General features: G+C 40.2%; 8 protein-coding genes. 3 read left to right on the top strand and 5 right to left on the bottom strand.

The genetic code is table 11. The features are described 5' to 3' along the window. Positions 1-19 precede the first annotated feature (19 nt). On the bottom strand, positions 20-517 hold the full coding sequence (locus VK664_RS18110; protein WP_461400102.1) for an Hcp family type VI secretion system effector: 498 nt from the start codon (positions 515-517) through the stop codon (positions 20-22). A gap of 207 nt (positions 518-724) precedes the next feature. On the opposite strand from VK664_RS18110, the gene VK664_RS18105 reads away from it, so the two are divergent. Next, on the top strand, positions 725-3,838 hold the full coding sequence (locus VK664_RS18105; RefSeq protein WP_461400101.1) for a hypothetical protein: 3,114 nt from the start codon (positions 725-727) through the stop codon (positions 3,836-3,838). A gap of 5 nt (positions 3,839-3,843) precedes the next feature. Here the strand turns inward: VK664_RS18105 and VK664_RS18100 are convergent, their stop codons facing one another. The 3 genes from VK664_RS18100 to VK664_RS18090 form a co-directional block, all read right to left on the bottom strand. Next, the gene (locus VK664_RS18100; protein WP_461400100.1) at positions 3,844-4,239 is read right to left on the bottom strand and encodes a DUF1801 domain-containing protein; all 396 of its coding nucleotides are present in this window, start codon (positions 4,237-4,239) and stop codon (positions 3,844-3,846) included. A 267-nt stretch (positions 4,240-4,506) separates the two neighbouring features. Beyond that, positions 4,507-5,355, bottom strand: coding sequence for an ASPIC/UnbV domain-containing protein (locus tag VK664_RS18095; protein WP_461400099.1), 849 nt, complete (start codon positions 5,353-5,355; stop codon positions 4,507-4,509). 164 nt (positions 5,356-5,519) lie between these two features. Beyond that, positions 5,520-6,764: a DUF6807 domain-containing protein gene (locus tag VK664_RS18090; protein WP_461400098.1), complete on the bottom strand. Its 1,245-nt coding sequence runs from the start codon at positions 6,762-6,764 to the stop codon at positions 5,520-5,522. An 841-nt stretch (positions 6,765-7,605) separates the two neighbouring features. On the opposite strand from VK664_RS18090, the gene VK664_RS18085 reads away from it, so the two are divergent. Both VK664_RS18085 and VK664_RS18080 read left to right on the top strand, forming a co-directional pair. Continuing rightward, positions 7,606-10,902, top strand: a complete 3,297-nt coding sequence (locus VK664_RS18085; RefSeq protein ID WP_461400097.1) for a SusC/RagA family TonB-linked outer membrane protein — start codon at positions 7,606-7,608, stop codon at positions 10,900-10,902. 36 nt (positions 10,903-10,938) lie between these two features. Then, positions 10,939-12,306 carry a SusD/RagB family nutrient-binding outer membrane lipoprotein gene (locus tag VK664_RS18080; protein WP_461400096.1) on the top strand — a complete coding sequence of 456 codons (1,368 nt, stop codon included), beginning with the start codon at positions 10,939-10,941 and terminating at the stop codon, positions 12,304-12,306. 303 nt (positions 12,307-12,609) lie between these two features. On the opposite strand, the gene VK664_RS18075 is transcribed toward VK664_RS18080, so the two are convergent. After that, positions 12,610-13,149 carry a hypothetical protein gene (locus tag VK664_RS18075; protein WP_461400095.1) on the bottom strand — a complete coding sequence of 180 codons (540 nt, stop codon included), beginning with the start codon at positions 13,147-13,149 and terminating at the stop codon, positions 12,610-12,612. Positions 13,150-13,666 lie beyond the last annotated feature (517 nt).

Raw genomic sequence — 13,666 nt, 5'->3', positions numbered from 1 at the left:
ATAAAAAATGACACTAAACTCAGGCAGAGGGGGAAGCAGTGCCTGCCGGGATATCCCAGTTATAGGTCCTGGCGATGCTCAGCGATCCTTTATTGTCCTGGATCTTGTATTCAATCTTCACAGTCTTGAACACCATTTCGACGCGCTGCATCACATTGCCTTCCTCCGTCCCGGCGTTCGACACCTTCGTAATGTAGACACCTTCCAGCAGCATCGTAAAATAGGTTTCGGGGATATCTTTACTGCCCGCTTTCAACATCTGCAGCTCGCACTTCGGGAAGGCTTTGCCGGAGCAAATATAGCCGAGGATAACGATGGAAGAAGTATCGAACCGGTGCTCGAAATTCAGTTTACCGGGATTCGGCTTGCCGACGCTTGCGCCGCCACCCCTGGTCCAACTCGACTCCGCTTCTACTTCCCAGTCCCAAGCCTGGATCTCGATCCATTTTTCTTTGCCCTTTTGGATGGACTCGCCGTCGGCTTTGTCGAAGAAACTCATGAATGCGTTGATGACCATAATAGACGCTCCTTTTTTTAGAGGTGATATAATCATGAAAGTGGTTAACAAAGTTGGTAAGAAAATAGCAATTCTTGATTATTTTCTTGTCATTCTAAAGTAGTCGTATTTAAAAAACTGGTCAGTTAGAATTATACTCATTCAAACCAGCTACTTATTGTCGGTAGTTACAGAACGTTTATATTGCAGATTTTTAAAGTATACATCATGGTTGACTACAGAAAAATCCAATTATATGTACCGTATCTATTTTTAGCCTTTTTCATTTTCCTTATTTTCCCAAATTACTTTTATACTCTTCCCGAGGCAGGTCTGGATAACTCCTGGAATATTGCTCTGCATCTGGCTCACAAGGATCATTTTATTCATGGGAAAGATTTTCTTTTTACTTATGGACCGCTCGGAGTTCTCCATTCACGCTATCCCATTTCAGTAAACCTGTTTGTGTATCTTATATTTGATATATACTTTCTGTTGGTAATTTATTTTATTCTGAAAGATGTTTTAAAGAAGCGGTTTAGTTATGGTCTTGCCATTTTTATTTTTTTGAGTTTCATGACTGCGATGTATGAAGGAATATATCAGTGGCATTTTTTCTTTTTCCTTTACTTTCTGTTTTCGTTTATAAAACAACCCAAAAATCCTGGCTTTTTACTGCACGCCGGAGTCCTATCGTTGATTTGTTTTTATTTTAAAGTGAGTTTCGGAATTGTGGCAGTTATTGTCTTTTTAATGACCATTGGTTACTCAGGAATTCGAAAAAAAATAAGTGTCCCGTCTGTTGCTGTAATTGCGGGTGTCTATATTTTCAGCCTGTGGCTAAGTTCAAAGCTGCTACTGGTAGATCTGAAAGGGTATGTGGTAGGAGCCCTGGAACTGATCGATGGTTATAATGATGCCATGTTTATGGAAATAAGGCCTACCTATGAGATTTTCACTTATTCAGCGATGGTTGCTGTTCTCATTGCCGGGATTTACATACTCTGGTTATTGATTTTATCTATACGCAAAAAAAGCTTTGTGGCGGAAATCGATCAATTTTTTATTTACGGTATTATTGGCCTGAGTGTATTCATTTTATTTAAAAGCGGATTTGTAAGATCTGATAGCCATATATTCGTTTTTTTCAAAGGCATTTGCCTGATCATGCCTTTATTTTACCTGTTTAGCCATGAAGGATTTCAACGAAAAATGGCTGCATTTTGCTGCTGGTTGGTACTGGCCATTTCTTTTTGGGCCGTAAATACCATTCCGGGAAACTATCGACCTTATACCCGCATTTTAACAATGTCCATTATACCAATTAAAATCGGGGAAATTAAAAACTACTTTCAGGGATTAATGAATTACAACGAAGCCGTTGAAGATTCCAAACTGTTGACTTCAAGAACCAATGACTTAAAGAAAATCATAGGGAGTCATTCAGTAGATGTAGTTCCCTCTGAGATTTCAAAGATATACTTTAATGGTCTGCGTTATAATCCCCGACCGGTCATTCAATCTTATTCTGCATACGGAAAGTATCTTGATAACCTCAATTATACCAAGTATACTTCAAACGAAGCACCCGACTATATATTATTCGATCTAACAAGCATTGATGGCAGGTTTCCTTATTTTGATGAATCGAAAACCAAATTGGCGATCCTCACGCATTACGATGTTGCAGGCGAGTATGAAGGGGATCTGATATTAAAAAGAAAAGTTACTCCAGACAAGCTTATCCCGCGGGATGAACAGGAAATCATCGATGCAAAAATGGGAGAGGATGTTCTGATTAAAGCAAATCAAGGATTTCAGTATTCAAGACTGTTAGTGAAATACGATTTCCCGGGCATGCTTAAGCGTTTGTTTTTTATTCCTCCCCTGTTAAAAATAACAATTACACTTGAAAACGGAGAGGTTAGGACTTACAAAGTGATTAAACCTATAATAGAAAATGGGGTGGTGTTGAATAAATTTATAGATAATGAGCTTGAATTTAAATTGCTAATGCTTGATGGAGGCGTTTTAAATACGCCTGTAAGAAAAATTCGTATAGAAGCAGATTCTTTGAATCCGGGCTTTGTGAAGAACTATAAGATTGTGAATACCTTTTATGATCTTAGCAGTAAATCAGCTGCCAGGAAAATTGCAGATAGTTTGAGCATTGTTGACATGCTTCATCAGTCTAAATATAAACCGACTGTAATCAGATCTGAAATGTCCGGGCAGGAACCATTCCGGTATAATATTGAAAATATCGACACCCATGGTCAGTTTTTCATAATAAGGGGATGGGCCTTTCTTGAGAAGGCAGATAATCGCAAATTGGTGACCAAAATCGTGTTACGTTCGGCCAATAAATTGTATGAATTACCAACAGTTAATGTCCCCCGGGAAGATCTTTGGGTAGTTTTTGAAAAAAAGGACCTCGTGAATTCGGGGTTCACCTCAACTGTAAGCAGATCGTTGCTGCCTGGTGGTTCATATCAGGTTGGCATAGCGATCTATGATACAAATGGAGGAAAAAAAATAGTGAACTATACTGATTACAACATTCAGGTAATAGCCCCCCTTAAAATTGAAAAAATTGACCCGGTTAATTTGTCATTCATTGATAAAAACAACACAAAAGCTAATTTTGACTTCGTTAAAGAATCTGACGATCATATAACACTTGCAGGGTGGGCTGTTGCAGACAATGAAGATACCAGGACGTCGACCACATCTTTAATCCTTCAGAGTAAAGAAGGAACCTATAGGATCACCCCAGACAAACGTAAACGAACGGATGTAAGTACTAATTTTAAAAACCCTCTATTCGAATTCAGCGGCTTCTTTGCAGAAATTCCGAAAGATAAATTACCCAAAGGGATCTATAGCATTGGTGTCGAAAAAAAATATGGAGAAAATCAACATGGTTTTGTCTCCATGAATGAAACGATCAAGTTTGGATATCCTGATGCATTTACTCCTGTAGTCATCACCTCCCTGCCGCCTGCCCAGGATTTTTTCCTGGGAATAGATTCGGTAGATGATAACGAGGCATTTATAACAATATCGGGTTGGGCAGTGCAAAGAGTAGATAATGTAAGTGAGAGCATTGTTAAAATTGTTCTCAAAAGCGATGACAATATTTATGTTTCCGACACAGAGCCCAATTCCACACCAGATGTAACTGCGCATTTTAAAACCAAATTCAATCTTGATAATAGCGGTTTCCTTGCGAAAATTTCAAAAAGCCCACTTAAAAAGGGGAAATACCAGGTTGGTATAATTATCAGTCAGAAAGGAAATACTGGAACAATGAAACTAATTGACAGGTTTGTTATTAGGTAATAATGTTATCCTGGAAATTTATTCTTGAAAGTGCCGTCTAATCTGATCGCTTCTTTTAATAGTTTTTTTATTGGTTTTTCATCAATCTCCTCTGGGGTTTGGTATATCTTATAAAAGACTTGCTTATTGGTGCCATGGGTCAGAAAGCGATCGCGGTCATTTAGTTTGTTCCCATGCCAAAACCCTAAAAGAACTCCTTTTTTGATACCTCCCCTCGGAACAGTGGACGGCCAAACAATGCATATTCCCTTGTTGCCATAAAAAAATGGAACATTGTATGATATTTTCTCCCGGCAATATTCCGGAATTGTTTCAATAATTATCTGTCGCAACACATCGACAATTATTTTTTCATCTTCAGGAAGTATAGTAAACAGATCGACGAGGTTTCTGATTCTCATTGAAGGTTCAAATTGAGTTTTTCAAATCTAGTCGATTTACTTTGTTCAACCAGTAACCTAACAGCAAACAAACATGAGCATTTTGAAACATCAATAGCCCGTTGTGTGGTAGTGGTGCTGCCCGCAATGCGTATAAAGTGTCGTCTTCAAGTCTCCAATAACATTCCTTACGAGCGTCTGGATTGCCCAGCCTGATAAATCAAATAATTCAATAAAACCCGTTCCTGTAAAGGATTTCAGCTAAGATCTTTTACCTTTTAATCACCACTATCTTTCCCGCAGATTTATTGTTTTCTCTTTCAGCTCAATCCAATAAATCCCTGCAGACAACCCTGAGAGATCAATCGAGTAATTTCCATTTCCCAGGGAGGTGATGGTCCGCCGGAACATCTTGCCAGAAGCATCATACACTGAAATCAAATTCGACCGGATCATCCTGTTGGCTGGGAACATCAAGTATGTTTTGCCGGAAGCCGGTTTAGGATATACTTTAACTTTCGTGTACTGGAGATCGTTAGTGCCGGTAGGTTTGGAAATCTCGGTAATTGTGAGAAATTGATTTTTCGAAAGGTTTGATAAGGATTGCTCAATGCCCGACGGCCATCGCACAATAATACTATCGATAATTATGGCAGATCCGAGTCCAAACTCGGCTGCAAAACTATTCTGGCCAAGATATCCGGAGCTACTCTCGATCCAACGGTATTGCCATTTGCCATTGCTTTTTATACTTACTCTTGCGCCAATAGCATTGGTGTTGGAGTACACGCCTTTGAGTGTGATGTTGAGGATGCTGGTAATGGATTTAAAGGCCGATCGGGAATCGTGAATGGAATCATTTGTCCACCCATTGAAATACTTATCATAAATCAGTTTCCCATCTTTAGAAATCAGAATACTATGAATATCTGTATAGTTATTCCCGTTCACAGCTATCGTCATGCTGTCCAGCCATCCACCTTGACCGGATACCTCCCCATTATCGAACGTGTCTACAAAAGTCAGCAAGGCCACATTGTGGTGAGGGTGATGCCTGGTGGAAACTCTTATTATATTGTGATCCTCGATGAGACGAAACCTGATATTCCGGTAAAAGCAGTATTTGGACCATACCATTCTGTTGCCGGAATAAAAAATCGTAGTACGGGTTTAAACAGCAAGCCATAACGTATATCCTCAAACTATATCAAATAAACCTTTTGAGTAAGAGAGTTTTTACAATTGATCGATTGGAAATTGTTTGATTGGGCTGAATGATGACATCAGATCATATAAATTATTTATTTCGCAAGTACTGTTACTTCAACCGGATGCACGATATCATTATTTAATTGCTGTATTCGATTATTGTCCGGATCATTGTTGTGCACATAATAACGATATGTCGACACAAGCCTTTCGGAAGGGTTGATTGTAAAGGCGCCCAAAGCAGTTGGCGCGAAACACCAGTAAGGCATTACAGGATGAACCCTTATAGGTTGCGGATAGTTATAGTTCGACGGAAATCCGATTACGGTTACTCCTCCAGGGACACCATCAATACGCCCTGAAGCTGACACGTAAGAGGCCCTGGTTCCATCAGCGGATTTGATATCGGCCTGAGTATCGGTATTGATATGCCATTGATAACGATAGTTTGCAGAGTCATCCTTATTCCATTGCCTGCTCCCTCTAAACGACATACCCCCGTAGTGATATTTATTGAGGTAGAGGGTGTCTTTGGAGCTGTTAAGCTGAACCGAGCGGATGTCAAACAGAAAATAGCTATCAAAAGGATAAACTGTCATCGTCCATTTCTCATTGAGGACTTCTTCACCGGTGTTTGTATAATGTCTTAACCACAGGGTTATGCGGGTAGTCACCGGACCTTTATCGATACTTTCAACTTTAAGATGTTCTACATTGCCTGTTTTTGTATGCTGATTCCAAAAATCATGAGGCTGGTTTTTATAAAGCGTATTAACCCACGCCATCATGATCCCATGTTGATGGGCATGTCCTTTTGGAAAGTCGTCAGTCAGTATTTTTCCGGCAGGCGTATACAAAGGGTGTATGAATCCGCTCCTGGAATAGATATCTGGGAATTCTGTTGGGGGTCGCACCAATGCTGTGTTGTAGTATAGCAGATTTTTATTGTTTACCATTATTTTTAAACCCTTATCACTCCTGATCACCTGGACAGGCAGATTTGCAGGCTTACGGGGTTTTACGCGTACCAGTTCATAGGTGGCTGACTGTTGCGGTTCCAGGCTGTCTGGCAGGATGAAGAGTATCCTGGTATCGGAGAATTGTTCCACCGCGGAACTCGATCCGTTTTCAATGTTCACTATTTTATAATTGTCCGATTTTCCCAACGGTTTGGATAGCGCTGCTTCAACAACGGTTTCAAACCTTGAGTAGCTACCGGCGTTTACTTTAATAAGCGTTCGCTGGCCCATCGTTGTATTTACGGATGCCAACAACAACACCAAACCCAGATATTTCATAAACGCTAAAATATCTTTTTTTTCCTCGTTTTCTGCCATGGGATGCTTACTTCAGCAAATACCTGCAGATGGAGACAAACTAACTCCGCCTGAACATCGTAAGCTATTATCGTCTGAAGTGCTGTTATTACTTATATCGGAATTGAATCTAAAAGCTGGACCGGTGGCCTTTCTTATGATGTTTCCAGTGGTAGTAATTGCAAGGGAGCAGCCAATAGAAAGTCGTTGGAACTATCGGTGACCGCTTTGTTTTAGCGGCTACCATGAATATTGAGCTTAGCCGATCCGCAATTGTACCATCTTTATTCGCAACTCTTATTTCAACTCCCGTTAACCTGGATAAAAACAAGAAAAAGTAGAGAGAATCAGCTCTTTAAAGTGAATTTAGAGCTGCACAAACTATACATTACGGAAATCAGGCATTGGCCGTTTACCGGGTAAAATAAAATGGAAAGGAAAAAAACAGATCGGATATTAATTTTTAATATTTTTTTAACTGAAATGCAACAAAAGGATAATCTTAGTTGTCTTTCAAAGTGGGTAAAAACGCCCAACTTATCACGTGGTTGAATTTAAGCCCCAATTAACAACCGCGGATTAGAGCTCCCTAAAGTGAAAGTATTTGTATTACAATACTTTCTAACCATGAGACATCTTCCACAAACAATTGAATGTGTTGACATGCATTCTTTAGCCGACTGGCTATGGACGGGTCATGTACGGCAGTAATGGTTATTGACTATATCTACGGTTATTGACTATATCTACCGATGGCACCTGTATACAGCACTGTTTATTCATCGACGGCGATGTGTAAGCATTCGGTATGTAATTGTCTTACACATTCACCATCTCGCTTTTTAAAAACTAAATAAGATTTATGAGAAAGTTTTTAACGTTGCTAGTGCTGTCGATCATCTACAGTATGTTAGCAAATGCGCAGAATCGGGAAATTACGGGTAAAGTAGTTGATTCATTCGGGGTTCCTATCCCCGGTGCTTCTGTAAGTTTTAAAGGAGCAAAAAAAGGAACAATGGCTACGTCGGATGGATCGTTTCGGCTAAGTGTTCCGCCCAATACAAATCTTACAGTAAGCGCTGTAGGATATGATCCAAAAAACATTGAGGTATCTAATACCACCGAATTTACTATCACTCTCCAACCAGCTTCCAACACGCTAAACGAAGTTGTGGTAACGGCATTAGGGATTAAGAGAGAAAAAAGACAATTAGCAACAGCAACGCAGGTTATTAATGATGATCAGATTAATAAATCCGGTACAGGAAACGTGTTAAGTGAACTTAATGGAAAAGCTTCGGGGCTAACGGTTATCAATAGTGGAAGTGAGCCTGGTAGTGGCACTTATATGCGGTTACGTGGAGTAACTTCTGTAACAGGTAATAACCAACCATTAATGATTGTTGATGGCGTGCCTATCGACAACTCTATTAACAACTATGATGCAACATCTGCAACAGCGAATGTATCTGGAGCTAATAGTAATCTTACCGGTGGCGTTCAGCCTACCAATCGCGGAGTTGATATTAATCCTGCCGATGTTGAATCAGTAACATTATTGAAGGGACCTGCAGCTACTGCGTTATATGGAATACAGGCAGCAAGCGGAGCATTGATCATCACCACCAAAAAAGGTGGTTCTGGTAAAAAAGGTGTAAGCGTTTCATTTAATTCCTCAGTAACTTTTGACAGGGTCAGTCAACTACCAGGACGGCAAACCCTGTACGCGCAGGGGGGCAGCGGTATTTACCAGGGACCAACAGGTGATGCGGACCGAAGAACAACATGGGGTGCTGCGATCGATACATTATCATGGGATGGTGTTAGTAATATCTGGGATCCTCATGGAGATATAGTTGGCAATTCGAACCCTTCTGCGAAAATTCCGGTCTACGCTTACGATCCGTATGATTTTTTTCAAACAGGACAAACGTTTAATAATAATATCGCCTTGTCCGGAGGAAATAGTAAAACAGGTTTCAGATTGTCGTTAGGTAACGTAAATCAAAAAGGAATTATTCCGACATCCAACTACGACAAAACAACTTTAGGCATTAGCGGTCAATCAGCCCTTACCGAAAGACTGAGTGTTTCTGCAGGGGTAAACTACGTCAGATCTTCTAATGATAAAATTCAACAAGGTTCGAATACATCAAGCATAATGCTTGGATTATTGCGTACGCCTACAACCTTCGATAACTCCTATGGTTTGGGAGATGATGCTGTATCCAATACTGCGTCTTATTTGCAGCCGAACGGGCAACAACGGAGCTACCGGGGCGGGGCCGGGTATGACAATCCCTACTGGACCGTTAACCGTATTCCTTTTCATGAGGATGTTAATCGTGTCTATGGTTTTGGACAAGTTGGTTACCAGGCCGCGGATTGGATATCTTTCAATTATCGTTTAGGTGGTGACATTTACTCTCAAAAAGCTAAGAATGCGTATGATATTTATTCGAATGCATTTCCGGCAGGCGCTATTCACCTCCTCAATTATTATAACGAGCAGTTTAATTCAGATTTCACAGTGAATCTGAAGAAGACATTCAATGATAATTTTTCTGGTTCGCTGTTAGTTGGGCACAACTATTTTACACTCCGGAACCAGGCGAGGCTTGCTCATGGATCTACTTTCGTACTACCTAATTTTTTAGACATGTCTAACGCTTCTTCCTATACAAATGATGAATTGGAGGAAAGAAAACGCACCATGGCTTTTTACGGAGAAGCACATCTTGACTATAAAAACATGTTATTCCTCACGGTAACAGGTCGTCGTGAAACTTCTTCAACACTTCCTGAAAAGAATAATAGCTTCTTTTATCCTTCGGCAAGCTTAGCCTGGGAATTCACCAAACTACCAGCTCTTACCGGTGATGTATTAGCTTATGGTAAATTGCGAGCGTCTTTTGCCCAGGTAGGTAAAGACGCACCTATCCAGGGGTTGCAAACCTATTTTAAAGGCGCTACTATAAATGATGGGTTTACTACAGGCATTCAATTCCCCATTAACGGAAACGCAGGTTATCAATATAGCTCACCTATTTCTGTTATCGGTAATCCGGACCTGAAAGCAGAGAAAACGAACTCGTACGAAATAGGAACTGACCTTGGTTTTTTACAAAACAGGGTAACGCTGAATGCCACATATTATTACTCCAAATCAACCGACGTAATTCTTACCGTGCCCATTGCTTATTCAACCGGATTTGCCTCACAATTGTTGAACGCAGCAACCATTACGAATAAAGGTTTTGAAATTACGCTGAACACTACACCCATTAAAACGAGCGATTTCCAATGGGATCTCAATTTTAACTGGGCTCGTAACGTAAACGAGGTTGTTTCTTTAGCAGAAGGTGTTCCAAAAGTTTTGATAGCGGGTTTCCAAAATGGTGAAGTTGATGCTATCGCAGGCAAAGCTTTTGGTCAGATTTATGGCAGCGTTTACCAACGCGTTGATCCGAATGATTTGAACAGTCCATTATTGATAAATGACAATAAATCTGACGACGGTTATGGTATGCCGATAGTAAGTACCCAGAACGCGGCAATTGGAGATATTAATCCCGATTGGACAGGATCGGCTATCAGTACACTTAGGTATAAAACCATCACATTTGGTTTCCAGCTTGATGTGAGGCAGGGAGGGGATATTTGGAACGGTACACGCGGCGCCATGTCTTACTTCGGAACTTCTGCTGAAACATCAAACAGGAACATGCCTGTTACTTTTGACGGTATATTAGGACACCTTGATGCTAACGGAAACGTAGTGCATTTTGCGCCAGACGGTGTTACTGAAGTTCCCAAGCAAGGAGCACCAAATACTGTTGCTACAACCTATAATCAATACTACTGGCAAAATGTGGGAAGCAGTTTTATCGGACCAGCCGAAGCAAGTGTTGAAGACGCATCTTTTGCAAGGATACGCCAGATAAGCCTGGGATACGAATTCTCAAGGGCCTGGCTGCAAAAAGCGCATATCTCCAATTTGGGGATTACGCTGTTTGCTAACAACCCCAAATTATGGACAGATTATACTGGAGTAGATCCGGAAACCAGCCTTGCAGGTCCGGCTAACGGACAGGGATTGGATTACTTTAATAATCCGGGCATTAAGAGCTGGGGTATAAGATTGAGCCTGGGTCTATAATGAGCATCTTTAATTACTGAACCTGAAATAGATATTATGAAAAAGTTTATCGATATATCCTTTATAGTTTTGACTTTCACGGTGCTTACATTGACTTCCTGTAAGAAATCATTTTTTTCAGATGTGAATGTCAACACGAATGCACCCGAAGCATCAAGCGTAGTTCCGGCTGTATTGTTATCTACTGTTGAAGGAGCTTTAGCTTACACCGTGGGTGGCGATTTTTCCCGCTTTTCGTCGATCATTACCCAACAAACCTTAGGTTTTTCCCGCCAGGCCCAGGGCTATAACGGATACATATTCACCTCTGTTGACTTTGATAATGTATGGGGCAACCTATATACATCTGTAATGGAAAATAACAAAGTCTTAATGCAGGTTTCTGATTCTAAACAAGCTAATGCATATAGTGGTATTTCGAGGATCCTTATGGCATATACTCTCCAGGTTGCAGTTGATACATGGGGCGCGCTTCCTTATTCAGATGCTTTCAAAGGATATGAAGGGCAACTTCAGTCTAAATACGATGCTGATAAAGCATTATACGATACAATAATAGTGTTGTTAAATACTGCGATTACCCAATTGAATAATATCGGGCAAGATATTTATTCACCCGGCGCGGAGGACGTTATATATGGGGGTAATATATCCAAATGGTTAAAATTTGCTCATGCTATCAAAGCACGTATATACATTCACCAAAGTAAAGGAGATGTCACTATGGCCAACAGTGCATTAACTGAACTGGCGCAATCATTTACCAGCAATGCAGATAATGCAAAATATATTTTTGGGAACACTGAAACAGCATCAAATCCCTGGTACCAGTTTAATCAGCAGAGAGCGGATATAGCTTTTGATGAAAGTACTTTAGGTTTGCGGTTGCTCGCTGATCATGACCCGCGGTTAACAGTTTACATTGATACTGCTTACAACGATGTAAATGGGGTAGGAATGGGTGATTATTATGGAGATATTGATGCGCCTGTTGAACTGATCGCTTACGATGAACTGCTTTTTATGAAAGCAGAAGCTACTCTTATTGCTACCGGCAATATTGCGACTGCTCAAGGCTTTTACCAGGTTGGTATCCGTGCGAATATGGAGAAATTGAATATTCCATCTGCCGATATCAACAATTATATTGCCGCTAATGGCACATTACCGGGATCAAGTGCTGCGGCCATTGCGAAAGTTTCTGCCGAAGAATATACAGCTCTTTACCTAAACCCGGAAGCATGGGTACTATGGCGCAGGAATAACAGCCCCGTTCTTACACCCGCTGCTGGTACAGCCGTGCCACGTCGACTTTTGTATCCTCAAACAGAATACTCTTATAACGGGGCAAATGTACCCGCATCGGTAACTTTATTGGCCCCGAAAGTATTTTGGGACAAATAAATTTTGGGACAAATAAAAAGTGTTTGCTGGTTAAATTATGAAAGAGCTATCCTATGATAGCTTTTTCAAATTATAAAATAGCTATGATTGGCTAGCTTTCACTTTTAATGGACCCGTTAGTCCGATGTAAATTTTCAACTGGACATCAAATCAGGCAACGTATTGTTTTGGAAGGAAAAAGAATAGGTCGCTACTTCGCGGTCTTCAGGCTTTTTTTATTCCTACATTTTTTCGTTTTATACTACTTCACATTTTTTTCTATTCAAATACTTGTTTACAATACGTATTTAAAAATTTATTTGCTCAGCAACCGCCTTTGCGAGGGACACGTTTAAAAATTACTTCACGATCTCGTTCTACATATTCGCCCGATACTATTGGGTATGAATACTTGGGCGCGTACGATACGTTACGGCTTCTTAAAATTATTTTGTCGTTAACTTTCAGGCTATGCAATTGCTCAAGTTGAGACTTTTCCGGCTCAAATTTTACAATGTAATCGACACCATTAATCCTGGCCATCACACCGAAACCTAATCTTGATCCTGGCGGAAGAGAAAGAGAGGTTATAACAGCCTCCATATTGGTAAAAGCACTTAAATGCTCCCTTATTTTAGCAGCACCGGCATACACTTTTTGACCTGCGGGAGACGCTTCCCATTTTTTGAACTTTACACCTTCAGGGGTAGCCTCCCATTTTTTCAGTTCGGCTTCCCTTTCAGCAGCAGAGAGGGTTTTTGGGGTTGACATTTTAGAAGTTTCATTTTTAATTTCGCGATTAGCAAATACTAGTCCGCTTACCACAACCAGCGGTAAGATCAGCGCATAAATAGCTTTTTTCATATTTTTTGTAGGTTTAATTAACATAGATCTATCTGCTGATAAATCAGATCCGTTTAAGGCATTCTATTTATTTTACTTATCCTTTTAAAGTAGGTGCAACAAAAATACTTTGATATATTTCAGCCTGGGGAATTTAGATTGTAAATTAAAATGTAAACATTGTAAATTATTGTAAAAGTACCTTGGATCTTAGAAACTCGTTGCTTAAGATCATCACTGACTGCAAAAAAGGTTGCTGCTCCGTGTCTCTAAATGATACAAAATGGAAAAGTTTACATATCGCAAATATCTCTTCATAAAACAGGTGCCAGAAAATATATATTTTCAGATAGCCCTCAAGTAAAAGAAGCTGCCCAAAATAAGAGCAGCTTCCAATTCTTAAAAAATTGAAACTTAACATCTACAACGCATCTATCATCTCGTCGATTTATTATTTCCAATATTCAACCTATAACCGGGCCAGCTTCAGGTGAGTTCCACCATAGTGGTCACCGAGCAAAATCCATAAATTTATTGC

The organism is Flavitalea sp. (genome assembly GCF_035489435.1).
Lineage (GTDB): Bacteria > Bacteroidota > Bacteroidia > Chitinophagales > Chitinophagaceae > DATHKG01.
Note: the sequence above shows the minus strand (reverse complement) of the source record. Positions and strands in the feature narration are given on the sequence as shown.